Consider the following 25888-nt stretch of genomic DNA (forward strand, 5'->3'; position numbering starts at 1 on the left):
CTTAAAGTGACACCGACTCCCAACCTCATGGAGCGTTGTCATGAAAGACCAAGAACCGCGTGAAGTGTCGGCATCCCGCCGCGCCTTCCTGCGCGGCATCCCCGTGCTCACCGCTGCGGCGGCAGCACTGCCTGCTCCGGCGCTGGCGGCGCATGGAAAGCATCACTGGGCCATGCTCGTCGACGTCAGGAAGTGCATCGGCTGCCAGGCCTGTACCGTCGCGTGCATCCAGGAAAACGCGGTGCCGGAGGGCAGCTTCCGCACCATCGTGTCGACTTACAGCGTGAAGCTCGCCGATGGTGACCAGCCCGCGGGCACCTACATGCTGCCGCGCCTGTGCAACCACTGCGACGAGCCGCCGTGCATCCCGGTGTGCCCGGTCGGCGCCACCTTCAAGCGCGAAGACGGCATCGTCGCTGTCGATGGCGATCGCTGTGTCGGTTGCGCATATTGCGTGCAGGCCTGTCCCTACGATGCGCGCTTCATCAACCACGCGACCAACAAGGCCGACAAATGCACGTTCTGTGCGCATCGCGTCGATGCCGGGTTGCTGCCGGCCTGTGTCGAAACCTGCGTGGGCGGGGCGCGCATCTTCGGCGACCTCAACGACTCGCAGGGCGAACTGCGCCGCCGCCTCGATGCCGCGAAGGCCGAGGTGAAGGTGCTCAAGCCCGAGCAGGGTACCGAGCCGCGCGTGTTCTACATCGGCCTCGACGAGCGCTTCCAGGGCAAGGTCGAAGGTCAGGGCACGCTGTGGCAGCCGCGCAAGGCACACGGCTGACGCGAACAGGAGACCGATCATGACCCCCGATATCGTCGAAACCGTCAATGTCGCCCGCGAGATCGCGTGGCTGCCGTGGGCGGTGCAGTACTTCTTCCTCATCGGCCTGTCCTACGGCGCTTGGCTCGTGTCGCTGCCCGGGCTGGTGTTCCGCCGTCCCGGCTGGGAAGGCATCTCGCGCCTGGCGCTGCTGGCGGCGCTGGTGTGCGGGCTGACCGCGCCGGTCGCGCTGCTCGCCGACCTGCACCAGCCAGGGCGCTTCTGGCACTTCTATGCCTACTTCACGCCCACGTCGTGGATGTCGTGGGGGGCGTTCTTCATCCCGGTGTATCTGACCGGCCTGATCCTGTACGCGTGGCTCGCCTTCCGGCCGGCGCTGGCGCGGCATGCGGAGGAAGGCGGGAAGCTCGCGGGGCTCGCGCGCCGGCTCGCCTACGGTGGGCACGAGAGCCGCAAGGCGCTGGTCGCGGCGGCGCTGCTGACCTTCGTCGGCGCGGCGTTGGTCGCCTTGTATACGGGCGTCGAGGTGATGCTGGTGCGTGCCCGTCCGCTGTGGCACACCCCGCTGCTGCCGGTGCAGTTCTTCGTCACGGCGGTGGCGGGCGGGCTGGGCCTCGCGCTGGTGTTCAACCGCGCGCTGCCCGGGGGGGGCGACCCGGCGGCGACGCGGCGCATGGCGATCGGGCTGGCGCTCACGCAGCTGGTGGCGCTGCTCGTCGGCGTGGTGTGGCTTGCGCTGGGCATGAGCGGGATGTCGCCCGAGCACGCGCAGGCGCTTGCCCAGGTCGCCCCGTCGGCGAACTGGAAGGTGAGCGCGGTATGGGCCGTGCTCGCGACGGTCGCGACGCTCGCGCTGGCTGTGTGGCGCCCCGGTTCCGGCCTGCTGATCGGGCTCCTGGCGCTGCATTCGGCGTGGATGATGCGCTGGACCATCTTCATCGGCGGCCAGGAGGTCCCCAAGACCGGCGCCGGCTACTACAGCTACCAGCTTCCGCTCGGTCCCGAAGGCCTGATGGGCATTGTCGGCACCGCCGGACTGTGGATCTTCCTCTTCGTCGTGCTGACCACGTTGCTGCCGCTGGACCGCATCGGCCAGGCACAGCCTGCGCGCGGGTGAAATGGATCAAGGGAAACGAATCATGAAAATCGAACGTCGCGAACTGATCGCCGCCGGGGGCCTCGCCGCCTTCGCCGCCGGCTTCTCCCAGACCCTGGGCCGCATGGTGTCGGGCCTCGTCGGGGACGAACCGAAGGCGCACAGCATCCATGGCCGCTCGGCAGAGCCGGAATTCAGCGTGGATCACTCGACCGGCGAGCTGCGCCTGAACCCGAACCAGCAGGTGAGCTACACCGCCTGTCTGGGTTGTACGACGCAGTGCGGGGTGCGGGTGCGCGTGGACAAGACCACCGGCAATGTCCTGCGTGTCGCCGGCAACCCCTATAGCCCGCTGTCGACCGAGCCGCATCTGCCGATGAAGGCCTCGGTGAAGGAGAGCTTCGTCGCACTGTCGCGCTTCCAGGACAAGGGGCTGGCAGGGCGCTCGACGGCCTGCGGGCGCGGCAACGCGGCGATGGACCAGATGAATTCGCCCTTCCGCGTGCTCACGCCGCTCAAGCGCGTCGGGCCGCGCAACGGCGGCGAGTGGCAGCCGATCTCGTTCGAGCAGCTGGTGAAGGAGCTCGTGGAGGGCGGCGACCTGTTCGGCGAAGGGCATGTGGACGGCTTCAGGGCGCTGCGCGACCTCGCGACGCCGATCGATCCCGTCGCGCCCGAACTGGGGCCGCGCGTGAACCAGGTCGCGCTGATCTCCAGCGTCAATGACGGACGCGAGGCCTTTGCGCGCCGCTTCTGGAACCAGTCCTACGGCACGCTGAACTTCGTCGGACACGGTTCCTACTGCGGCGGTGCATACCGCTCCGGCTCCGGCGCGCTGTTCGGCGACATGAAGAAGATGCCGCACGCGAAGCCGGATCTGGCAAATGCCGAGTTCGTGATCTTCATCGGCACCGCGCCGGGCAACGCCGGCAACCCCTTCAAGCGCACAGGCACGCTGCTCGCGAAGGGGCGCAGCGAAGGGCGGCTGGAGTACGTCGTCGTCGATCCGGTGCTGACCAACGCCGACAACCGCGCGGCGGGCGAGCGCGGGCGCTGGGTGCCGATCCGTCCGGGCACCGACGGTGCGCTGGTGATGGGCATGATGCGCTGGATGTTCGACAACGGCCGCGTGAATACGGCCTATCTCGCGTATCCGAACCTCGCGGCGGCGGAGGCCGCGGGCGAGCCGTCCTTCACCAACGCGAGCTGGCTCGTGGTCACGGAGAAGGGTCACCCACGCGAAGGGCGCTTCCTGCGCGGATCGGACATCGGCATGACGGTGACCGAGGAGGAGAAGTACAAGGAGGCGGACCCCTATCTCGTGCTCGGCGCCGATGGCAAGCCGATGCCGGTCGATGCCGCGACCGGCCCCGCACCGCTGGAAGCGGCGGGCAGCGTGATGGTCGGCGACAAGGCGCTCGCGGTGAAGACGTCGCACGAACTGCTGCGCGAATCGGCGCTGAAGCTGAGCGTTGCCGAGTGCGCGGCGATCTGCGGGGTCCCGGAAGCCGTGATCACCGGGCTGGCGGACGAATTCAGCAGCCACGGCCGCAAGGCCTGTGCGATCGCCCATGGCGGCATGATGGCCGGCAACGGCTTCTACAACGCCTATGCGGTGGTGACGCTCAACGCGCTCATCGGCAACCTCAACTGGAAGGGCGGCTTCGTCGTGAACGGCGGCGGCTTCAAGGACGCCGGTGCAGGGCCGCGCTACGACCTCGAGACCTTCCCGGGAATGGTGAAGCCGAAGGGCACGCCGCTCGGGCGCAACGTGCCGTACGAGAAATCCGCCGAGTTCGCGCGCCGCAAGGCCGAGGGCAAGCCCTATCCGGCACGCGACGCGTGGTTCCCGAACGCGCCGGGGCTGGTCACGGAGTGGTTCCCGGCGATGCTGCGCGGCTATCCCTACGGGGTCAAGGCGCTGGTGCTGTGGAGTTCGAACCCGGTGTACGGCCTGCCCGGCGTGCGCCCGCTGATCGAAAAGGAGCTCGCCGATCCGAAGAAGATCCCGCTGATCGTGTCGGTCGACCCGCTGATCAACGAGAGCAACGCCTACGCCGACTACATCGTGCCGGATTCGCTGATGTACGAGAGCTGGGGCTGGACGGCGCCATGGAACGGCGTGCCGACGAAGGCCACCACCGCGCGCTGGCCGGTGGTCGAGCCCAAGGCGGCGAAGACGCCGGATGGTCAGGCGATCGGCATGGAGACCTTCTTCATGGCCTTGGCGAAGGCGATGAACCTGCCCGGCTTCGGCCCGGAAGGGCTCGCCGACATGGAGGGCAAACGCCTGCCGCTGGAACGGCCCGAACACTGGTACCTGCGGGGCGGCGCGAACATCGCCTTCCTCGGCAAGGCGCCGGTCGGCGATGCGAGCGACGAGGATCTCGCGCTTTCGGGCGTCGAGCGCCTGCGCCCGCTGCTCGAAGCGACGCTGAAGGAAGACGAATGGCGCAAGGTGGCCTTCCTGTACACACGCGGCGGACGTTACCAACCGGCGAAGGAGGCCCACGACGAGGTGAACCCGGAGTGGCAGACCAACCGTTTCAAGAACGCGTTGTGGTTGTGGAACGACAACGTCGGCGGTGCGAAGAACAGCCTCACCGGCAAGCGCTTCGCGGGCTGCGCGACCTGGCAGCCGCCCGCGTTTGCCGACGGCACGCCGATGCGCGAGCTGCACAAGGAAGCGGATTGGCCGCTGCTTGCGGTGAGCTTCAAGTCCGCGCTACAGAACTCCTACAGTATCGCGACGCGCATCACGTCCCTGCATCCGGACAATCCGGTGATCGTGCATCCCGAGGATGCCGCGCGCCTCGGCCTGGCGACGGGCGATCTGGCGCGCATGCAGACACCCGGAGGGGAGGCGACCTGCCGCGTCATCGTGCATGAAGGCGTGATGCGTGGGGTGCTGGCGGTCGAGCACGGCTACGGCCATCGTGAACTGGGCGCGCGTGCCCACGGGATCGGAGGCGAGCGCCAACCGCAGCGGCGGGATCTCGCGGCGGGGATCTGTCTCAACGATCTGGGCCTGGTCGATCCGACCCGTGGCGGCGAGGCGATCTGGGTCGATGCGGTGTCCGGCACTTCGGTGCGCAACGGCCTGCCGGCGAAGCTCGTGCGGCTGTGACGCGCAATTCGAACGGAATGTAACGGCAGGCGGATCCGTATAAGAAAAAGGCTATATTTAAACGGGATGTCGACGGTCGCGCTCCGCGGCACGAGCGCTCCGTCGGCCGTTTGCCGTTTCCTTTACCGACTCAGGAGGATGCCATGAAATCCGGATTGCTGGCGGCGGTCTGCGCAGCCGCGCTGTTCGCGGGCGGAGCTTTTGCCCAGCCGGCCGGTGGCCTGCCGCCGATTGCAGACGACGCGCCGATCTTCGGCTCGCAGATGATGACGGCGCAGGAGCGCCTCGAACACCGTGACCGCATGCGCGCCGCGAACACGCTCGAGGAGCGCGAGAAGATCCGTGCCGAGCATCACGAGCAGATGGTCAAGCGCGCCAAGGAGCGCGGCGTCACGCTGCCCGACGAGCCGCCGATGCGTGGCGGCGCGATGATGGGCCCGGGCGGTGGCATGGGATCCGGCGGAGGCATGGGACCCGGCGGAGGCATGGGCGGCGGTCCGCGACGTTAGCGCGGACGGTCGGGGCCTCAGTCCAGCGCTGCCGGATCGGCACGCAGCATCAGGCGGGCGAGTTCCGCGGCGCTGCTCGTATCCGTCTTTTCCATCACGTGCTGGCGGTGCACATGCACCGTCTTCTCGCTGATGTCGAGCTCGCGCGCGACGAGCTTGTTCGGCAGCCCTTGTGCAACCAGGCGGGCGACTTCCAGCTCGCGCGGCGACAGGCGGGCGAGGCGCGCCTTCGCCTCGTCGCGCTGCGCGTGGCGCGAGCGGTCCTCGGCGCCGCGGCGCACCGCTGCGGCGACGGCGTCGAGCAGCGCCTGATCCTTGAACGGCTTTTGCAGGAAGTCGCACGCGCCGTGCTTCATCGCCTGCACCGCGAGCTCGACGTCGCCGTGGCCGGTGATGAAGACGATGGGCGGCAGGGTGCCGCCGGCGCGCAGGCGTTCCTGCAACTCGAGCCCGCTCATGGTCGGCATGCGGATGTCGAGCACGAGGCAGGCGGGCGCCTCGGGCGAACCGGCCTGGGTCGCGAGGAAGTCCTCGGCGGAGGCATGGCTCGCGACGCGCCAGCCCACGGATTCGAGCAGGAAAACGAGCGAGCGGCGAAAGGCCGCGTCGTCGTCCACGACATGGATCACGGCGTCATCGGTCGGCTGCATGATCGGTTCGGCTCTCCGGTGGTGCGCTGGCGGACGGCCCCAGCGGCAGGCTCAGGATGAATTCGCAGCCCGGGCCTTCGCCCGTGCCGTCGACAGTCAGGCGGCCGCGATGGGCCTCGGCGATCGTGCGGCAGATCGACAGGCCCAAGCCCAGCCCGTCCGGCTTGGTGGTGAAGAAGGGCTCGAACAGGCGTTCGCGCGCTGTGGCGTCGAGGCCGCTGCCGCGGTCGCGCACGGCGATGCAGGCATGGCCTGCACTCTCCCCCGCGCCCTCCCCGATGCGTATGGCCAGGCGCTGGCGCTCGCGCGGCAGGCCGCGCGCCGCATCGTACCCGTTCTTGAGCAGGTTCAGCAGCACCTGCTGGATCTGCAGCGGGTCGACCTCGACGATCGCGCCGGCCGGCAGCGTGTCGTCGATGCTCACCTCGGGTGCATTCGCCAGCATGCCGCGGAACAGCGCGACCGCCTCCGATGCGAGCGCAGCGGGGGCGACGCGCTCGCGCACCGCGGCGCGCTTCTTCGCGAAGCCGCGGATGCGCCCGAGGATGCCCGCGGCACGTTCGGCCTGGCCGGCGATCTCGGAGGAGGCCTCGCGCACCGCGTCGTCGGTGAGCCTGCCGTTGTCGCTGCGGCGGACGAGGCTTTGCGCGTAATTCACGATCGTCGCCAGCGGCTGATTGAGCTCGTGCGCGAGGGTGCCGGACAGCTCGCCCAGCACCGACAGGCGCGCGAGATGGTCGGCCTGTTCCTGGTTGGCGCGGATGCGCGCCTCCAGCGCCTCGCGCGCCGCGAGCGCCGCGCGCAGCTCGGCCGTGCGCGCGTGCACGAGGTGTTCGACGCGCACCGTGTACAGGATCCACGCGGCCAGCAGCAGCGCGAAGGCCGCGATCCAGCGCCAGTAGCGCTCGGCCAGCACCATCAGCGTCGGTTCGCGCAGGTAGGCGTAGGGGCCGATCTGCAGCTCGCGGAACATCTCGTGCACGGCCTGGTAGTCCGCCGGGACGGCCCACTCCATGCCGTCGCGCGCGGTCGACATCGCCAGCAGCGCGAGGGTGACTTCCTTCGCCAGCGCGGTCGGGGTGTGGCGCAGGGTCGCGAGCGGCCAGTCGGGATACAGCCGCGTCGAGGTCGCGCAGGGGAAGTCGGACTCGCTGCGCGCGCCCAGCACCGTGAAGCCGCGGCGCCATTCCTCGCGGCTTTCGAGCAGGCAGCTGCGCACGATACCGGCGTCCGCCTCGCCACGCGCCACCGCTTCGAACACGCGCGTCATCGGCAGGCCGACGGGCTTCAACTCCGCAAAGTCGCGCTGCGGGTCGATGTCCTGCGCGGCGAGCTCGCGCCAGATCGTCTGGAAGCCGCCGAACACTTCCGTCGATACCACCGCGACGCGCTTCCCGCGCAGGTCGTCGAGGGTGCGCAGCCTGTCGTTGCCGGCCTTCACGATCACCGCGGAGCCGATCGCGCGCTCGGGGGTACGCGTCGGACCGGGGTCCAGCGTGAGGATGCGGCTCGCCCCCAGTTCGGCCTCGAGTTCGACGTAATGGCCGGGGTTGGTGATCAGGAAGTCGATATCGCCCGCGGCCGCGGCGTCGCGCAGGCCGGCGTGGTCGAGTTGCACGAGGCTGACGGTGCGCCCGGGCAGGGCATCCTGCAGGCGTCGCAGTACCGGCGACCATTCGCCGATGGTGGCGTCCGCGCCGAGGAAGGCGAGCACGCCGATGCGCACCGTGTCGGGCTCATCGGTCGGGGCCGCGCGGGCCGGCGCGAGGGTGGCGAGGAGGAACAGCACGGCGCCGAGCAGGCGCCGCACGCCGGAGTATGCAGGCATCGGGCAAGCATCCCGCGTTCGCCGCGGCCGGTCAAGCGGCTGTCATGGATTCCGATGCCTGCGCAACAACACACGCGGTGTGACGTTTTTCACGCCGGGCTGCGCATAAGTTGCGCGATCTCACCCACCCACAATGTGTCTCCGTAGAATCCTCCGCGGGTTTTTCCTGTCCGTTCGCCAGCGTATGGATCGCTACGGGCCTTCGAAACGACACTTCCGGTGGAACTGAACTGATGAATAACGACAATCCGACGTTGGTGAATTCCCTCATCCGTGGCGTGGCGGTGGCCGCCGTTGCGGCACTGGCCATGGCGTCCGGCACGGCCAGCGCCGAGGAAGCGCCCTGCGAGGCGCCCGGCCGACTGGTGCCGATCTCCGGGAAGATCCTCACCAACGCGCTGGGTCCGGGCGACACGCTGGGCGTGCTGTCGGGCAGGATCGACGGCCAGCAGAACCTGAAATGCGGCCTCCAGGGCAAGGCCTTCTTCAATCCGGATGGCAGCTTCGGCGGCTTCACGCACACGCTGGTGTGCGACGACATTGCGCCGGCCCAGTACGGCGGCGACAAGATTCACTCGCAGGTGGTGTCGATCAGCCGCTTCTCCAGCGTTCCGGATTTCCGCAGCTGCGGCATTCCCGGCCTGGAATACGGTTCCTTCACCGAGGTTTCCGATCCGCAGAGCGGCCGCGGCATCTTCTCGCCCACGGGCGGCGGGCGGCTGTACATCGACGGCACGGTCAATTGCGCCGGCGCCGTCGACATGAAGTTCACCGGCAAGGTCTGCCTCGTGCCCTGAGTGCTGCCGCGGGGACGCCATGCGCGGCGTCCCCGTCCTCGCGCGAGCCCGTGCGGGCTTACTTGGCGACCGGCGGTTCGGCGAACTTCGCGCCGCCGCTGTTGGCGAGGTAGGCCACCGCACGCTGCACCTCGGTATCGGTGAGGTCGGCGCCGCCACCGCGCGGCGGCATCTGGCGGATGCCGCTGATCGCGTTCTTCGTCAGCGTGTCGAAACCCTGCGCGATGCGCGGCGCCCAGGCGGCGGCGTCGCCGGTCTTCGGCGCACCGAGTGCCCCCGCGGCGTGGCAGCCGGCGCAGGTGCCCTGGTAGACCTGTTCGCCGGTACGGCTGCCCGGCGCCACCTTCTGCACTTTCAGCGAGATTTTCGCGACCGGCTCGATGCGGCTCGCGCGGGCTTCCGGGTCGCCTTGCTGCGGCTGGCTGCAGGCTCCCAGCAGCGCCGCGAGCAGGGCGAGGGCGGGCAGCGCGGCGCGGCGCGGGAGACTGTCGGGGGAAGCGATGGGCCGGTTGCGCAGGGCGGGCATGCGGGCTCCTTGTAGGTGTTTTTGGGAAAACCGGAAGTATAGCCGCCACGCCGGCTGCGGGCCGGATGGCGGCGGTGTGCCGGTGGCCCGGCCTGCCCGGGGCGGGCAATCCTGCCCCGCGTGTCGCCGCGCGCAAACAAAAAAGCCGGGGATCCCCGGCTGATTCGCGTGTGGCGTGAAGCGCGTCGATTACTGCACGCGCGCCTCGACGCGGCGCGCCTCGGCGGCGTCGCCACCCCCCAGCGTCACCGCCGGACGGCGCAGCAGCACGCGTTCGGCCGGCACGCCCGCCTCGACCAGCGCGTCGCGCACGGCCAGCGCACGGTTCTTCGACACCTCGGCATTCACCGCGGCGCCGCCGGTCTCGTCATGGAAGCCCGACAGCAGCACCTTCTTCTCGGGTGCCGCATCCAGCGCGACCACGATCGTCGCGATGTCGGGCGACGCATCCGCCGGCAGCGCTGCCTCGCCAACGGCGAAATAGAACTTAACCAGGGCTTCCCCTACCTCGGCCACGTCGGCGAACTGGTCCGCCACAGCTGCAGCCGCGGCCGGTGCCGGCGCCTCGGCCGCGCGCAGCTTCCACGTCCCGAGGCCGACCACCAGCGCGATCACCAGCGCGATGACACCGAAGAGCACACCGATGACGACGTTGAGTTCTCCGTCTTCCTGATCGAACATGTTCTACGCTCCAAGCACAGGGTTATCCCGCGTACGCAGGGTCGGCGGGCAGTTTAGCCGAAACGATTGCCGAATCGTATCGAATCATTTCGCGGATGATCGCTGCCACGGCGCGGAATTTTCCGCATGGAGCGGTAATCGGGGCGGCAGACCAGTTGCCTGGCGCGCGCCGTGGCGTTTGAATATGCACGGTTCAAGTGGCTGCACGGGGAAGGGAGCGGGGTGCGTGCCCCCGGCCCGCGTGCAGCGGCAAGGAGAGACATGGACATACCGACCCTCATCGAGAAGCCCACGGTCCTGGTGGTCGACGACACCCCGGACAACCTGTCGCTGATGTCCGGCCTGCTCAAGGACCGCTACAAGGTCAAGGTCGCCAACAACGGCGACAAGGCGCTGCGCATCGCCCGCGGCGAGCCGGCGCCCGATCTGATCCTGCTCGACATCATGATGCCCGGCCTCTCCGGCTACGACGTGTGTGCGGCGCTCAAGGCCGACGCCGCCACGCGCGACATCCCCATCATCTTCCTCACCGCGATGACCGCGACCGAGGACGAGACGAAGGGCCTCGCGATGGGCGCGGCCGACTTCATCACCAAGCCGGTCAATCCGCCGGTGGTGCTGGCGCGCGTCGCCACCCACCTGCACATCAAGGCGGCGGCGGATTTCCTGCGCGACAAGAACGCCTACCTCGAAGCCGAGGTCGCCCGGCGCACGCGCGAGCTCGCCGCGATCCAGGACGTCGCCATCCTCGCGATGGCCTCGCTCGCCGAGACGCGCGACAACGACACCGGCAACCACATCCGCCGCACGCAGTTCTACGTCCGCGCGCTGGCCGAGCACCTGCAGCCGCACCCACGGTTCCGCGATTTCCTGACCGACGCCACCATAGACATGCTGTTCAAGTCGGCTCCGCTCCACGACATCGGCAAGGTCGGCATTCCCGACCGCATCCTGCTCAAGCCCGGGCGCTTCGACGACGCCGAGTTCGAGACGATGAAGGCGCATACGACGCTGGGCCGCGACGCGATCATCCACGCCGAGCGCAAACTCGGCATGGACGTGGGCTTCCTGCGCCTCGCCAAGGAGATCGCCTATTACCATCAGGAAAAGTGGGACGGATCGGGCTACCCCGAGGGCATCGCCGGCGACGCGATCCCGATCTCCGCGCGCCTCATGGCCCTGGCCGACGTGTACGACGCGCTGATCAGCAAGCGCGTGTATAAGGACCGCATGTCGCACGAACAGGCCGCCGCGATCATCCGCAAGGGCCGCGGCTCGCACTTCGACCCCGACATCGTCGACGCCTTCGTCGTGCTGCAGGATGAATTCCGCGCCATCGCCGCGCGCTTTGCCGACTAGGCCGCAATCGGTGCGACAACCAGGAGCCGCAACAATGAGCCTTTCGATGTCCGCGCTGGAGCGCCGCACCCTGGCGGTGAAACTGATGCTGGGCTTCGTCGGCCTGCTGCTGGTTGTCGGCGGCATCAGCCTGAATTCCCTGCACAACCAGAACCTGCTCAACAACGACCTGCAGGCGCTTTATGAACGGGAGCTGATGGGCGTCTCGCACGTCAAGGAGGCGCGCATCCAGTTCGCGCAGATGGGTCATGCGCTGCGCCAGGCCATCCTGCCGCAGGAGCCGGGTGAACGCGATCTGGCCCTGCGCCAGCTTGCCGAGTCCGAGAGCCGCATGCGCAGCGAACTGGAGGCGGCGGTGGCCTTGTTCCACCGCGAGGACAACCGCGAGCGGCTCGCGCGCTTCGAGGACCGCTTTGCGCAATACAAGATCGGCGTCGCGCGGGTCGTCGAGCTGCAGAAGAAGGCCGAGCTCATGGAGGCGCTCGCCGCGGTCGCCTCGCCCGGCTTTCAGCACGCCGGCAAGGCTGCCGGCGACACGCTGGTCGACATCGCGCGCGTGATGGAGGAAGAAGCGCGCGACGCCGCCATCGCCGCCGACCGGCGCATGGTCCAGATCGAGCGCACCACCTACGCCATGATCGTCGGCGGAGGCTTGGTCGCGCTGCTGCTGGGTACCCTCGTCGCGCAGTCCATCCGGCGGCCGACCGAACGCCTGCGCAGCGTCGTCGAGCAGATCTCGGCCGGCCATTTCGAACAGTCCGTCCCGCACACCGAGTATCCCAACGAAATCGGAGACCTTGCGCGCGCCATCGAGGTGCTGCGTGTCGAGGCGCGCAAGGTCGAGACGCAGCGCTGGCTCAAGACCCACCTCGCGGCCATCTCCGGCGACCTGCAGATGTCGTCCGGCCTCGCTGAGCTGGCACAGAAGTTCCTCTCCAACCTCGCACCGGTCCTCCATCTCGGTCACGCCGCCTTCTACTATCACGACGAACCCGCACGCCGCCTCGTCCTGCTCGCGGGCTACGCTCTGCGCGGGCCCGCGCAACCCGTCCCCCAGTTCGCCCCCGGCGAAGGCCTGGTCGGACAATGTGCGCTCGAGCGCGCGTCGATCATCTTCACCAACCCGCCAGCGGACTACATCCACATCGGATCGGGGCTGGGCGAGGCCGCCCCGCGCGCGATCGGCGTCTTCCCCGTGGCACGCAACGAACGCCTGCTCGCGGTGGTGGAACTCGCCACCTTCGAGGGATTCGGCCCCCATCAGCAAGCCCTGCTCGACGGCCTGATGCCCATCCTCGCAATGAGCCTCGAAATCCTCGAGCGCAACGCGGCCACGCAGACGCTGCTCGAGGAAACGCAGCGCCAGGCCGAGAACATGGAACAGCAGGCGCGCCAGCTCGAGGAGCAGACCGTCGAACTCGAGGCCCAGCAGGAGTCGCTGCGCGAAACCTCCGCCCACCTGGCGATCCTGGAAGAGCGCAGCCGCCTGATCCTCGGCTCCGTCAAGGACGGCATCATCGGCCTGGACCAGGACGGCGTGATGACCTTCGCCAACCCCGCCGCGCCGGCGATGCTCGGATACAGCGAAGAGGAATTCGTCGGCCAGGCCGTGCATGCCCTCATCCACCACAGCTACCCGGACGGCCGCGCGTTCCCGCGCGACGAGTGCTCGATGTATCTCACCGGCATGGACGGCGAGGCGCGCATCGTCGACAGCGAAGTCCTGTGGCGCAAGGACGGTACCGCGCTGCCGGTCGAATACTCGACCACCCCCATCCACAAGGACGGTGCCCTCGTCGGCTCCGTCGTCGTGTTCCGCGACATCACCGAACGCAAGGCTGCGGAGAAGGCCCTCGCCGACCAGCGCACCTCGTTGCAATACATCCTCGATCACAGTCCGGTCGGCACCGCCTTCACCACCGACGGCGTGTTCCGCTACACCAACCCCGAATTCACGCGCATGTTCGACAGCCGCCCGGGCGACCCCGCGCTGCACATCTACGCCTCGCCCGAAGACCGCCTGCGCATGGTCGAGGACCTACGCCGCGAGGGCTACATCCGCGACCGCGAGATGCGCCTGGTGGCTGCGGGCGGGGAACTGCGCGACTTCCTCGTCACCTTCATGCCCTTCGCCCACGAGGGCGAGAAAGGCGTCATGGGCTGGCTGCTCGACATCACCGACCGCAAGCGCGCCGAGGCCGAGATCCTGCGCGCCAAGGAGCTCGCCGAGGAAGCCACGCGCGCCAAGAGCGACTTCCTCGCCAACATGAGCCACGAGATCCGCACCCCGATGAACGCCATCATCGGCATGTCGCACCTCGCGCTGCAGGGTCCGCTCGACCGCAAGCAGCGCAACTACATCGAGAAGGTGCATCGCGCCGGCGAGAACCTCCTCGGCATCATCAACGACATCCTCGACTTCTCCAAGATCGAAGCCGGCAAGATGTCGATGGAAACGGTCGAATTCCGTCTCGAAGACGTCATGGACCACCTCGCCAACCTCGTCGGCCTCAAGACCGAGGACAAGGGGCTGGAACTGCTGTTCAACGCCGCCCCGGACGTCCCCACTGCCCTTGTCGGCGACCCGCTGCGCCTCGGCCAGGTCCTGGTCAACCTCGGCAATAATGCGGTCAAGTTCACCGAAACGGGCGAGATCGTCGTCGGCATCGAAACCGTCTCGCAGACCGCCGAGCAGGTCGAGCTGCAGTTCTCGGTGCGCGACACCGGCATCGGCATGAGCCCCGAGCAATGCGAATCGCTGTTCCGCAGCTTCACCCAGGCCGACGCCTCCACCACGCGCAAGTACGGCGGCACCGGCCTCGGCCTCGCGATCTCGAAGCGGCTCGTCGAGATGATGAAGGGGCGCATCTGGGTCGAAAGCGCCGTCGGCCGCGGCTCCACCTTCCACTTCACCGCCCGTTTCGGCTTGCAGGCCGAGCCGGCCGTCCGGCGCATGCTGCGCGCCGACGAGTTGCAGGACGTGCGCGTCCTCGTCGTCGATGACAACGCCTCCGCACGCGAAATCTTCTCCGCCATGCTGCGCCACTTCGGCCTGGCGGTCGATGTCGCCTGGGACGGCAGCCAGGCGCTCGACATGATCGTCGCCGCCGACGCCCGCAGCGCCCCCTACGACCTCGTGCTGATGGACTGGAAGATGCCCGTCATCGACGGCGTCGAGGCCGTGCGCCGCCTGCAGGCGGGGCATCCCGCGCGGCAGCCGGCCGTCATCATGGTCACCGCCTACGGCCGCGAAGAAGCGCTCGGCTCGGCCGAACTGCGCGGCGTCGCCATCAAGTCCGTCCTCACCAAGCCCGTCACCGCATCGCGCCTGCTCGAAGCGATCGGCGAGGCGCTCGACAAGCGCGGCCTCGTCGATACTCGCGCGCACGAAAGCATCGACGGCTCCAGCGCCGCCATGGCGACCCTCGCCGGCGCCCGCGTGCTGCTCGTCGAAGACAACGAAATGAACCAGGAGCTCGCCACCGACCTCCTGCGCCAGGCAGGCATTGAAGTCGTGGTCGCCGGCAACGGCCAGGAAGCGCTCGACACCCTCGCGCGCGACGCCCGCTTCGACGGCATCCTCATGGACTGCCAGATGCCTGTCATGGACGGCTATACCGCCACGCGCGAAATCCGCCGCAACCCGGCGTGGGCCAAGCTCCCCGTGCTCGCCATGACCGCCAACACCATGGCTGGCGACCGCGACAAGGCCATTGCCGCCGGCATGGACGACCACATCGCCAAGCCGCTCGACGTTTCCGGCATGTTCGTCACCCTCGCGAAATGGATCCGCCCTGCAGCCGGCGCGCCCGCAAGCGCGGCGGCCTTGCCGGCTGCGCCGGAGAAGGGCGCGGCCGCGCTGCCCTCGCTCCCCGGCATCGACGTCGCCGCCGGCCTGGCGACGACGATGGACAACCGCGAGCTCTACCTGCGCATGCTCGCGCGCTTCCGTGACACCCAAAGCCGCTTCGCCGAACAGTTCGCCGCCGCCCAGGCCGACCCGGATCCGAGTGCCGCCATGCGCGCTGCCCACACCCTCAAGGGCAACGCCGCCAATATCGGCGCGCGCGGCGTCCAGAGCGCGGCCGAAGCCCTCGAACTAGCCTGCCGCGACGGACTGCCCGTCGCCCAGCTCACGCCGCTGTTGGATTGGACGCTGGCCGAACTCGAACCTGTCATCGAGGGGCTGCGGCGGATCGAGCCCCCCGAAAGTGCACAGACCGCGGCGCAAGCCGTGGCCATCGACGCCGCGAACCTGCAGCAGGAGCTCGAGCACCTCAGGGCCCTGCTGGAAGACAGCGACCCCGAAGCCGCCGAAGAGGCCGACGCCCTCACCCGCCGCGCCGCTGGCACCCCGCTCGCGCCCGCCCTCAAACAGGTCGCTGCCAGCGTTGCCGCCTACGACTACGACAAGGCGCTGGAATGCCTCGCGGTCCTGAGCACCAAGGGCGCTTGAGGTGACTTTGCGCGCCGCCGAACGCCGCTCTCCGAAGGCCGGAGTCGTCATGCGCCGCAGATCAGGTATAATGCCGCGTTCCGTCGCCACGCCAGTGGCACAAGGCGCCCGTAGCTCAGCTGGATAGAGTACTGCCCTCCGAAGGCAGGGGTCGGACGTTCGAATCGTCTCGGGCGCGCCAATATTTGAAAGAGTTAGGCCATCTCCGGATGGCCCTTTTTTCTTTTCGTGGGATCGCATCCGGGATCCCGATCTTGCCCACGTTGTGCAGGAACGAGCCGGCCAGCAGCGCCCCCTGCCGGCGCCGACAAGGACGATCGCTTCATCGTTGCCCCTACCGGGCCGCACGCCGGCCCGATCATGTCGGCAAGCTGCTCTGTCCGGCCGCCACAATGGCGCTGATCGCCGGGTGCTGAATTCTTCGTTGGGTTGAAATCGCGTACCAGGTCTCGCTCACGCCCTGCAGCTTTCCGATCGGTCGGGCGCGATATTGCGCCGCAATCTCTTCGCTCATGCCGGCGGGTGCCGGAAACAACCCGACGCCCGCCCGACCAAAAGTTTTCAACAAGGCGCTGTCGCTGAATTCGCCCACGACCTCCGGCCGCAAATCCCGGGCTTCGAACCAGGCATCGATCGCAGGGCGCAAGGGATCGCCGCGTATTGGCAGGAGGATGGGCGCGCCATTGATGCTTCCTGGAAAACCTGCGGCATAGACCCGATGGAAGTCTTCGGTCCCATAAAGATCGATTCCTTGCGTCGCCAACAGATGTGAATGCAGCTTGAGATTGGCGAGCTGTGACGCCGATCGGTCCGCGATCACCAGATCGAGGCGATTCACGGCCAGCTCGCCCAGCAAGTTGTCGAAATCGCCTTCGCGACATTCCAGCCGCACGGACAGCGGCGCTCGCACGACATCGGCCAGTAGCCGGAAGGCGAGCAGTTTCGGAACCCCGTCTGTCACGCCGACCGTCAGATGCGGCCTCGCCGTTCGGGTTTCGGCAAGGCCGCGGCGCAGCTCGGCACCTAGGTGAAAAATCTGCTCGGCGTACCCCAGGGTGGTCCGGCCAGCGTCGGTGAGGGTGAGCGAGCGGCCTTGCGGGGCCAGCAGTGCATAGCCGAGCTGCCGCTCCAGTTGCCCCAACTGCGTACTGATCGTTTGCACCGACAAGCCCAAACGCTGGGCTGCCCGCGTAATGCTGCCTTCTTTGGCAACCATCCAGAAATACATCAGATGACGAAAGTTAAGGTCGGCGGGGTGCACAGTGATATTTCCATTTTTTGGAAGTGTTTTAACTATATTAATCCATTTATTCGATACGTATGTCCGCCTAGAGTTCGCTTCGTCGGGCACGGATTTCCCGCCGACACCAAATCTGGAGACAAAAAATGATCACCCTCGATGACTGCTTCGCTTTTTGCGAAATACCCGCCGTCGTGGTGGAAAAAGTCGCAGAAGAACATAGCCTTCCCCTCGTTCTGGCGTGTGCCTATGCCCACGAGAGGCTGGGCGGAACAGCCGATGACCGCACGGCCGGCGCATGTGCGCCGGAACCGTCCCGTTTGGCCGCTTGAGGAGAAGAGCTGCGGCGCTGGCAGTTGGCCCCGGCCTCCGCCTTTGACTGATATCGATTCAACGAACACTGACGCGAAAGAGCAACCATTATGGAAAGCATCGGCACCCCCTGGCTCTGGACGGCGTTTTTCGCCATCGTCCTGGTCATGCTGGCAATCGACCTGTTTGTAGTCGGCGGCGGCAAACAGCATCGCGTGTCTTTCAAGGAAGCCGCGACCTGGTCGGGCATATGGGTCGGCGTCTCGCTGGCCTTTGCCGGTGCGTTGTGGTTCTACCTCGACGGCGCCGCCGGGCGTGAGGTCGCCAACGCCAAGTCGCTCGAGTTCATTACCGGCTACCTGATCGAGAAATCCTTGGCGATCGACAACGTCTTCGTCTGGCTGATGCTGTTCGGCTTCTTCGCGGTGCCACTCGAACTCCAGAAGCGCGTCCTGCTCTTCGGTATCCTCGGCGCCATCGTCATGCGCACCGTCATGGTCTTTGCCGGCGTCTGGCTGATCGCCCAGTTCCACTGGCTGCTCTACGTCTTCGGCGCCTTCCTGCTGGTGACCGGCATCAAGATGTGGTGGTTCGCCGACGAGAAGCCGGACCTGGCAAAGAATCCGGTGATCAACTGGCTCAAGGGGCACCTCAAGATCACGGAAAGACTCGACGGCGAGCGTTTCTTCGTGATGCGCGAGGAAACCATTGACGGCGTGACCCGTGCCGTCCGTTACGCGACCCCCTTGTTCCTGGTCCTCATTCTCGTGGAGCTGTCGGACCTGATCTTTGCCGTCGATTCGATTCCCGCGATCTTCGCCATCACCACCGATCCGTTCATCGTGCTCACGTCCAACGTCTTTGCCATCCTCGGGCTGCGCGCGATGTACTTCCTGCTCGCCGACATGGCCGACCGCTTCTCGCTGCTCAAGTACGGCCTGGCCATCGTGCTGATGTTCATCGGTGTCAAGATGCTGTTGATCGACCTTATCAAGATCCCCGTAGCCGTCTCGCTCGGCGTCGTGGCCACGATCATCGCGATTTCGATCGTGCTCTCGCTGCGCCGGAACAGGTGCGAGCCGGCCAGTACCAAGCCCGTGCTGAACGACTCAAGCAACTGATCGGGGAAACAATCATGGAACTCGTCCTCAAGGCCCCTTTGCCCTGGCGCCAGCGCGCCGGGGCCTGGCTCGAGAGCGCCACGGTCCAGCGCAGCCTGATCGGGCTGATCCTCGTCAATGCTGCCGTTCTCGGCTTGGAAACGAGCCCGCAGCTGATGACCGATTGGGGAACCTGGCTGCATGCCGCCGATCGCGCCATCCTGGTCGTTTTCGTGGTCGAAATCGCGCTCCGCGTGGCCGTGCATCGCCTTGCGTTCTTCCGCGACCCATGGAGCGTGTTCGATTTCGCCGTCGTCGCCATCGCGCTGATTCCGGCCTCGGGACCGTTCGCCGTCCTGCGTGCCCTGCGCGTGCTGCGCGTACTGCGCCTGCTTACGCTGGTGCCGAGCATGAAACGCGTCGTCGGCGGCCTGCTGTCGGCCTTGCCGGGACTGGGTTCGGTCAGCGCCATCATCGGCATCATCTTCTATGTCGCCGCAGTGATCGCTACCAAGTTGTTCGGGGCAGCGTTCCCGGAATGGTTCGGCTCGCTCGGCAGCAGTGCCTTCACGCTCTTCCAGGTCATGACCTTGGAAAGCTGGGCAATGGGCATCGTCCGACCGGTGATGGAGGTGTTTCCACTGGCGTGGATCTTCTTCCTCGTCTTCATCCTCTCCTCGACCTTTACGCTGCTCAACCTGTTCATCGCAGTCATCGTCAATGCGATCCAGAACGAGCATTCGGGCGAGTCCGCCTCCGCCGCCGGCGACGAGCTCGCGCAGCTGCGAGTCGAGATCGCTGCCTTGCGCCGTGAACTTCGGGCGACTCGCCCTCTAGAACACTAGTCAGGAATCGAACCGGAGGCTGACAGACGATCGACATGACCTCCTTCCGCTGCCGAGCGTCACTTCAGTGACCGGATGCTTGAATGCTGCCGTTCATGGCGGTCAAGACACCTGATCCGGGCTGACTACCGGCGTCGCGCCCTGCCATCGTCCCGAATGCGCGAGTTCCCGGCACAAGGGGGCAACGAGCGCAGCCACCGCGTCGGCTGCCACGGACAAGGGGAGGTGGCGCGATGCGCACAGCACGACACGCCGGCTGAGCGTCGGGCGGGTCACCTCGCAGCCTTTCAGCAGCCCGGTGTCCAGCTCGTGGCGCAGCGGCATCGGGGGCAGCAGCGTGTGGCCGAGACCGGCGAGCAGGCTGGTGCGCAGGATGCTGATCGAACTGATGTCGGCGACAACGTTGGGAGGCGGCAGGCCATGTTCCCGCGCGGCCTGTTCGATGATGGGCCTTACCCCGTGCGGTGACGCGGGCAGGATCAGCGGCAGCGCCAGCGCGGTGGCGAGATTGACCGATGTCCGGCGCGGACGGTCCGGCGCCAGGGCGGGAGAAATCAGCATCAGGCGCTCGTCGAGCAAGGGCTGCTGCGTGAATTCGCCGATCAGGCCGTCGTCGAAGAGCACCGCGAGGTGGAGCTGGCCGCTGCGCAGCTGGGGCACGAGGTTGCCGGTGAGCTCCTCGGTCAGCTCCAGTTCGACTTTCGGCAGGCGCTCGCGCACTGCCTGCAGCAACGGCAGCGCGAGCGCGGCAGAGATGCTGTGCGGGATGCCGAACACCACCTTGCCCGTAGGCTCGCCGCGCGCCGTCTGCACTGCGACGCGGGCATCCTCGACCTGCCGCAGGATCGCCGTCGCATGGGCGAGAAAGATGCGACCCGCCTCGGTCGGCTCCACGCCGCGCCGCGAGCGATGGAACAGCGGCGTCCCCAGCTCTTCCTCGAGCTGGGCGAGCTGGTGGCTCAGCGCCGACTGCGCGACGAACACCTGCTCGGCGGCCTTCGACAGGCTGCCGCAGCGGGCGATCGCGAGGACGTAACGCAGCTGGCGCAGTTCCATGTGGTGGATTGTAGTGCGATCTGAAAAACAGATGGAATGATCGTGATTCTGTATTTTCCAGATCGTCGCCCGGCGGGTCTAATGGACCCATCCGCAGCCGACGCATCCCCCGACGCCACGAGCGACGGGCCTCCGGCGACATCTCGCCAGGATGCCTCGGCCCGGCCTTCCTACCGGAATGCTGCCTGCCGGACGCTGCGCCCACCGGCGTGCGATGAATCGGTCCGGGCCAACCCGCCTCGTGCGGCGTTGGCCCGCGTCGTCATATGCAGGGGGGCAAGAGCCCGCATCCGGATAGAATCGGGGACGACTCCATTTCTCCCGACCGCCCTGCATGGCCGCTCCGCCCGCCGCGCCCCGCGCGCGGTGCCTGTGTCTCGACATCGAAACCGCTCGCCAGGACCGCATGGCCCTGCGCGAGCTGGGCGTGTTCCGGCCGGATCTCGATGCGCGGCTGAAGATTTCCGGCCAGGATCCCGAACTCGTTCCCCGCCTCGATGCGCTCACCGCCGGCGCGGCCTTCGTGCTCGGCCACAACGTCGTCGCCTTCGATCAGCCCGCGCTCGCGGCGCTGCACCCGCAACTCGCGTTGCACCGCCTGCCGCTCATCGACACGCTGGAACTGTCGCCCGTCGCCTTCCCGCAGAACCCGTACCACCGCCTGGTGAAGGACTACAAGCTGTGCACCACCACGCGCAACGATCCGGTGCGCGACGCCGAACTCGCCTACGAGCTCTTCGTCGACCAGAACGAGGCCTTGCAGCAGCGCGTCGCCGAGCATCCCGACGAGGCGCTGTGCCTGCATTTCCTGCTCTCGCCGGAAAACGGCAAGGGGGTGGCGAACTTCTTCGCGACGCTGCGCCGTGCGTTGAAGCCTTCGCTGGCGGACGCTGCCGCCGCGTGGCAGCGCGCGACCGCCGGCAAGGTATGCGTCACCGGGCAGCGCCGGGTCGTTGAGCACTGCCTGCCCGATCCGGGCTGGCACAAGCCGCTCGCGTATGCGCTGGCGTGGCTGCGGGTGGCGGGCGGCAACTCGGTGCTGCCGCCATGGGTGAGCCTGAGCTTTCCCCGGGCGCGCGAGGCGATCGCGATGCTGCGCGACGTGCCCTGCCCGGACCCGGCCTGCGCATGGTGCCGCGAGCAGCACGATATCGAGGCCCTGCTGCCGCGTTATTTCCCCGGCATCACGCGCTTTCGCAGCACGCCGACCACCGACGACGGCCGTTCGCTGCAGCAGGCGATCGTCGAGAACGGCTTCGCGGGGCGGCCCACGCTCGCGATCCTGCCCACGGGTGGCGGCAAGTCGCTGTGCTTCCAGCTGCCGGCGCTGGCGCGCTACTACCGCAACGGTAGCCTGACGGTGGTGATCTCGCCGCTGCAGTCGCTGATGAAGGACCAGGTCGACAACCTGGAGGCGCGCGGCATCACCTGCGCGGGCTACCTCAACAGCCTGCTCAACCCCATGGAGCGGCGCGTGATGCTCGACAAGCTGCGCCTGGGCGACCTCGGGCTGATCTTCGTCGCGCCCGAGCAGTTCCGCAGCGTCGCCTTCGCCAATGCGCTGATGCACCGCGAGATCGGCGCCTGGGTGTTCGACGAGGCGCACTGCCTGTCGAAGTGGGGCCACGACTTCCGCCCCGACTACCTCTACGTGTCGCGCTTCATCAAGGCGCGCCAGAAGGACAAACCCTCGCCGGTGTTCGGCTTTACGGCGACCGCGAAGCCGGACGTCGTCGACGACATCTGCCAGCACTTCGAGAAGCGCCTCGGCGTCACGCTCGACCGCCTCGAAGGCGGCGTGAGCCGCGACAACCTCGCCTACGAGGTGCGCGCGGTGCCGGCCGCAACGAAATACGCCGAGACCCTGCATCTCTTGCAGGACGCGCTGCGCGAGGAAGGCGGCGCGATCGTGTTCTGCGCGCGGCAGAAGACGGTGGAGGAGCTCGCGGAGTTCCTCAGGAGCGCCGGCCTCGACTGCGGCTTCTTCCACGGCGGCATGCTGCCGGCCGACAAGCGCGACGTGCAGGAAGCCTTCCTCGCCGGCACGCTGCGCGTGATCGCTGCGACCAACGCCTTCGGCATGGGCGTCGACAAGCCCGACGTGCGCCTCGTGATCCACCTCGACACGCCCGGCTCGCTGGAAAACTATCTGCAGGAGGCCGGCCGCGCCGGGCGCGACCAGTCGCCGGCGCGCTGCATCCTGCTCTACGACGATGCCGACCTCGATGTGCAGTTCCGCCTGTTGAGGAACTCGCGCCTCACACAGCACGACATCGGCGCCATCCTCAAGGCGCTGCGCGCGATCGAGCGCCGCGACCGCAGCGAAGGCGAGGTCGTCGTCACGAGCGGCGAGATCCTGCTCGAGATCCCCGATGCGCACCGCATCGACCCGGACGCCAGTGACGCCGACACCAAGGTGCGCATCGCTGTCGCGTGGCTGGAGGAGGCCCGCCTGCTCGAACGCCACGAGAACCACACGCGCGTCTTTCCGGGCAGCCTGCTAGTCGCGACCGAGGACGAGGCGCGCGCGATCCTGCGCAAGAAACTCGGGGCGGACGCCGACATCGAACCCTACGTGCGCATCCTCGGCATCCTGATCCGCGCCGACGACGACGAGGGGCTCTCGACTGACGAGCTGATGCTCGCAACCGGCAAGGATTCGCGCACGCTGCAGCACATGCTGCGCGAACTCGACCGCTGGAAGCTGCTGTCGAACGACACCGAGATCGGCGTGACCTTCTACCGCGATCCGGACACCGCGCAGCGCCTCGTCGAGCTCACGCGCATCGAGGATGCGCTGCTCAGGAACCTGCGCGAGGCCGCGCCCGATGCGGACGACGAGAGCTGGCAGATCCTCGACGTGCGCCGCCTGTGCGACACGCTGCGACGCGACGCGGAGGTCGACTTCGGGCCGGACCGGCTCACGCGCCTGCTGAAATCCTTCGCCGAGCCCTTCGGCGAGGGCGCCACGCACCGCGGCTTCTTCGCGCTGCGCCCGCTCGCGGCGGACCGGCGCTACCTCAAGCTGCTGCGCCCGTGGCAGGACATCGAGACCATCCGCGAACGGCGCATGCGCGTCGCCCGCGCGCTGGTGCAGGAATTCCAGCGCCGCCGCCAGGGCAACACGCTGCTCGTCACCGCCAAGCAGGGCGAGCTCGAAGCCGCGTTGCAGGCCGACACCACGCTCGCCGACGTCGGCAGCGAGAAATGGGACACGGCCCTGTCCGCGGCGCTGCTCTACCTCGACGCCAACGAAGTCCTGCATCTGGCACGCGGCAAGGCCGTGTTCCGCTCCGCGATGAGCATCGAGCTCAACGCCGAGGCGCGCCGCCGCCAGTTCAGGAAATCCGACTACGCCGAGCTCGCGCTGCACTACAAGGACAAGATCGTCCAGGTGCATGTGATGGCCGAGTACGCGCGGCTCGCGATCCGCAAGATCCAGGCGGCGATGGCCTTCATCGTCGACTACTTCAGCCTCGACCGCGCCGAATTCGTGCGCCGCTACTTCGCCGGGCGCAAGGACGTGCTGGAGATGGCGACCACCGAGGCCGCGCACCGCCGCATCCTCACCGACCTCCAGAATCCGGAGCAGCAGGCCATCGTCGCCGCGCCGCTCGAAGGCAATCACCTCGTGCTCGCCGGCCCCGGCGCGGGCAAGACCCGGGTCATCGTGCACCGCGTCGCATGGCTGCTGCGCGAATGCATGGTGCTGCCCGAGGCGATCATGGTGCTCGCCTACAACCGCTCCGCCGCCAACGAGATCCGCCGCCGCCTGTGGGCGCTGGTCGGCGCGGACGCGGCCGGCGTCACCGTTCAGACGCTGCACGGGCTCGCGATGCGCATTACCGGCACGAGCTACGCAGTCGCCATCGAGCGCGGCGAGGCGCTCGATTTCGGCGAAGTCATCCGCCAGGCGACCCGCTGCCTGCGCGCCGCCGAACAGGATGCCAGCGAGGGGACGGAAACAAGCGTCGGCCCCTCCATCGTGCGCGACCGCCTGCTCGCCGGCCTGCGCTTCCTGCTCGTCGACGAATACCAGGACATCAACGGCGACCACTACGAACTCGTCAGCGCGGTCGCCGGCCGTACGCTGCAGGCCGAGGAAGATCGCGTCTCGCTGATGGTGGTCGGCGACGACGACCAGAACATCTACGCCTTCGACGGCGCCAGCGTGCGCTTCATCCGCCAGTTCGAAACCGACTACGCTGCGCGCCGCTACGCGCTGGTCGAGAACTACCGTTCCACGAAGCACATCATCCACGCTGGCAACCGCGTCATCGAACGCGCCCGCGAGCGCATGAAGGCCGGGCAGTCGATCCGCGTGAACCACGCGCGGCGCGACCAGCCCGACGGCGGCGAGCAGGCGGCGCTCGACCCGCTCGGCGAGGGGCGCGTGCATGTGCTCGAAGTTCCGCGCAACCCGCTGCAGGAAGTGCAGGTCGCGCTCGACGAACTGCAGCGCCTGCACGCCCTGATCGCGCAGGACGGCGCCGCCGGACAATGGGGCCGCTTCGTCGTCATCGCCCGCCGCTGGGAAGACCTCGAACCCATGGCCGCGCTCGCCCGCCTGCGCGGCATCCCCGTGCAGCTGCTGCGCGACGGCGCAAGCGTCAGCCTGCACCAGACGCGCGAAGGCGACACCCTTGCGACGCTGCTGCGCGGCCTGCGCCGTGGTGCCCAGCGTCGCCGTGTGCTGATCCGCGCCGGCGTCCTGTCGCGCTGGTTCCGTCGTCGCTTCCACACGTCGCCCGACGGCCTCGTCGACCACCCCCAGCGCGCTGCACTCGCGCAGTTCATCGTCGAGGCCGAATCCACCGCGCCGGGCCGCCAGCTCGTCGTCAACGACCTCGTCGAAGCGCTGTACGAGTTTGGCGCGATCGGCAAACCCGTCGCCGACGCCCGCCCCAACGCGCCGCTCGTGCTGATGACCGCGCACCGCGCGAAGGGCCTGGAATTCGACCACGTGCTGATCCTCGACGGCGGTGGCTGGCAGGGCCGTGGCGATGACGAGCGGCGGCTGTTCTACGTCGCGATGACGCGGGCGCGGCGGTCGTTGACCTTATGCGAGGCGGTCGGCGGGCAGCATCCCTTCGTGCGCGACCTGGAGGGGCTGGTGCTGCGCTCGCGGCCGGAGGCACGCCCGCCTGAGCCGGGTGTCGCGCATCGCACCTGGTGCGCGGATCCGGAGAAGGTCTACCTTTCCTGGCCGGGGAAGTTCGCGCCCTCGGCGCCGATTCATCGTGCGCTGGCAGCGCTCGATGTGGGGAGTCCGCTGGCGCTGCGGCCGCGGAGCGATGGAAAGGCGGGGTGGGAGCTCACCGATGCGGCAGGTGTGGCGGTCGGGCGCATGTCGTCGAAGTTCCGGCTGCCGCAGGGCGAGATCGGTGCAGTACGGGTTGCGGTGATGCTCGTGCGTCATGCCAGAGACGACGAACAGGACGTGCGCTGCCGATCCTGGGAGCTGGTGCTGCCGGAGATCGAATACGTCCCCTGACTGCGCTCCGGTGTGGATGCAGGCAGATAAC

Annotated in this window: 17 protein-coding genes and 1 tRNA gene; 12 read left to right on the forward strand and 6 right to left on the reverse strand. The window is 67.9% G+C overall.

The window, feature by feature from the left end:
- Positions 1 to 40: 40 nt before the first annotated feature.
- The 4 genes from dsrO (at position 41) to U5817_RS00735 (ending at position 5513) form a co-directional block, all read left to right on the forward strand.
- Positions 41 to 781, forward strand: a complete 741-nt coding sequence (dsrO, locus tag U5817_RS00720; RefSeq protein ID WP_169125685.1) for a sulfate reduction electron transfer complex DsrMKJOP subunit DsrO — start codon at positions 41 to 43, stop codon at positions 779 to 781.
- Positions 782 to 800: 19 nt separating this feature from the next.
- The gene (gene nrfD, locus U5817_RS00725) at positions 801 to 1898 is read left to right on the forward strand and encodes an NrfD/PsrC family molybdoenzyme membrane anchor subunit (RefSeq protein ID WP_169125684.1); all 1098 of its coding nucleotides are present in this window, start codon (positions 801 to 803) and stop codon (positions 1896 to 1898) included.
- Between the two features lie 22 nt (positions 1899 to 1920).
- A complete protein-coding gene (locus tag U5817_RS00730) occupies positions 1921 to 5004 on the forward strand; it encodes a molybdopterin dinucleotide binding domain-containing protein (protein WP_407279360.1) in 3084 nt (1027 codons plus the stop codon).
- Between the two features lie 143 nt (positions 5005 to 5147).
- Positions 5148 to 5513, forward strand: coding sequence for a hypothetical protein (locus tag U5817_RS00735; RefSeq protein ID WP_407279361.1), 366 nt, complete (start codon positions 5148 to 5150; stop codon positions 5511 to 5513).
- A gap of 17 nt (positions 5514 to 5530) precedes the next feature.
- Here the strand turns inward: U5817_RS00735 and U5817_RS00740 are convergent, their stop codons facing one another.
- Complete coding sequence (locus tag U5817_RS00740; RefSeq protein ID WP_407279362.1) at positions 5531 to 6163, reverse strand: response regulator transcription factor; 633 nt, start codon at positions 6161 to 6163, stop codon at positions 5531 to 5533.
- Positions 6147 to 7991, reverse strand: a complete 1845-nt coding sequence (locus U5817_RS00745) for a PhnD/SsuA/transferrin family substrate-binding protein (RefSeq protein ID WP_407279363.1) — start codon at positions 7989 to 7991, stop codon at positions 6147 to 6149. Before U5817_RS00745 ends, U5817_RS00740 begins: the two co-directional genes overlap by 17 nt.
- Positions 7992 to 8224: 233 nt before the next feature.
- On the opposite strand from U5817_RS00745, the gene U5817_RS00750 reads away from it, so the two are divergent.
- Positions 8225 to 8788 carry a hypothetical protein gene (locus tag U5817_RS00750; RefSeq protein ID WP_407279364.1) on the forward strand — a complete coding sequence of 188 codons (564 nt, stop codon included), beginning with the start codon at positions 8225 to 8227 and terminating at the stop codon, positions 8786 to 8788.
- A 58-nt stretch (positions 8789 to 8846) separates the two neighbouring features.
- Here the strand turns inward: U5817_RS00750 and U5817_RS00755 are convergent, their stop codons facing one another.
- Together U5817_RS00755 and U5817_RS00760 are read right to left on the reverse strand one after the other, a co-directional pair.
- On the reverse strand, positions 8847 to 9314 hold the full coding sequence (locus U5817_RS00755; RefSeq protein ID WP_407279365.1) for a c-type cytochrome: 468 nt from the start codon (positions 9312 to 9314) through the stop codon (positions 8847 to 8849).
- 189 nt (positions 9315 to 9503) lie between these two features.
- Positions 9504 to 9995 carry an OmpA family protein gene (locus U5817_RS00760; RefSeq protein ID WP_169125678.1) on the reverse strand — a complete coding sequence of 164 codons (492 nt, stop codon included), beginning with the start codon at positions 9993 to 9995 and terminating at the stop codon, positions 9504 to 9506.
- A gap of 261 nt (positions 9996 to 10256) precedes the next feature.
- On the opposite strand from U5817_RS00760, the gene U5817_RS00765 reads away from it, so the two are divergent.
- The 3 genes from U5817_RS00765 (at position 10257) to U5817_RS00775 (ending at position 15991) form a co-directional block, all read left to right on the forward strand.
- Positions 10257 to 11354, forward strand: a complete 1098-nt coding sequence (locus tag U5817_RS00765; protein ID WP_407279366.1) for a two-component system response regulator — start codon at positions 10257 to 10259, stop codon at positions 11352 to 11354.
- A gap of 34 nt (positions 11355 to 11388) precedes the next feature.
- Positions 11389 to 15810, forward strand: coding sequence for a response regulator (locus U5817_RS00770; RefSeq protein ID WP_407279367.1), 4422 nt, complete (start codon positions 11389 to 11391; stop codon positions 15808 to 15810).
- 104 nt (positions 15811 to 15914) lie between these two features.
- Positions 15915 to 15991 (forward strand) — tRNA-Arg (locus tag U5817_RS00775).
- 177 nt (positions 15992 to 16168) lie between these two features.
- On the opposite strand, the gene U5817_RS00780 is transcribed toward U5817_RS00775, so the two are convergent.
- Positions 16169 to 17071: a LysR family transcriptional regulator gene (locus U5817_RS00780; RefSeq protein WP_407279368.1), complete on the reverse strand. Its 903-nt coding sequence runs from the start codon at positions 17069 to 17071 to the stop codon at positions 16169 to 16171.
- A 125-nt stretch (positions 17072 to 17196) separates the two neighbouring features.
- Here U5817_RS00780 and U5817_RS00785 point away from each other — a divergent pair, with 125 nt between their 5' ends.
- The 3 genes from U5817_RS00785 to U5817_RS00795 all read left to right on the forward strand — a co-directional run bounded on the left by U5817_RS00785 (position 17197) and on the right by U5817_RS00795 (position 19307).
- A complete protein-coding gene (locus U5817_RS00785; RefSeq protein ID WP_407279369.1) occupies positions 17197 to 17382 on the forward strand; it encodes a hypothetical protein in 186 nt (61 codons plus the stop codon).
- A gap of 90 nt (positions 17383 to 17472) precedes the next feature.
- Complete coding sequence (locus tag U5817_RS00790; protein ID WP_407279370.1) at positions 17473 to 18483, forward strand: TerC family protein; 1011 nt, start codon at positions 17473 to 17475, stop codon at positions 18481 to 18483.
- Between the two features lie 14 nt (positions 18484 to 18497).
- Positions 18498 to 19307: an ion transporter gene (locus U5817_RS00795; protein WP_407279371.1), complete on the forward strand. Its 810-nt coding sequence runs from the start codon at positions 18498 to 18500 to the stop codon at positions 19305 to 19307.
- A 102-nt stretch (positions 19308 to 19409) separates the two neighbouring features.
- Here the strand turns inward: U5817_RS00795 and U5817_RS00800 are convergent, their stop codons facing one another.
- Positions 19410 to 20363, reverse strand: coding sequence for a LysR family transcriptional regulator (locus tag U5817_RS00800; protein ID WP_407279372.1), 954 nt, complete (start codon positions 20361 to 20363; stop codon positions 19410 to 19412).
- Between the two features lie 334 nt (positions 20364 to 20697).
- Here U5817_RS00800 and U5817_RS00805 point away from each other — a divergent pair, with 334 nt between their 5' ends.
- Positions 20698 to 25857: a RecQ family ATP-dependent DNA helicase gene (locus U5817_RS00805; protein WP_407279373.1), complete on the forward strand. Its 5160-nt coding sequence runs from the start codon at positions 20698 to 20700 to the stop codon at positions 25855 to 25857.
- Positions 25858 to 25888: the final 31 nt, after the last annotated feature.

It is taken from the genome of Aromatoleum evansii (assembly GCF_045689615.1).
GTDB classification, from domain to species: domain Bacteria; phylum Pseudomonadota; class Gammaproteobacteria; order Burkholderiales; family Rhodocyclaceae; genus Aromatoleum; species Aromatoleum evansii.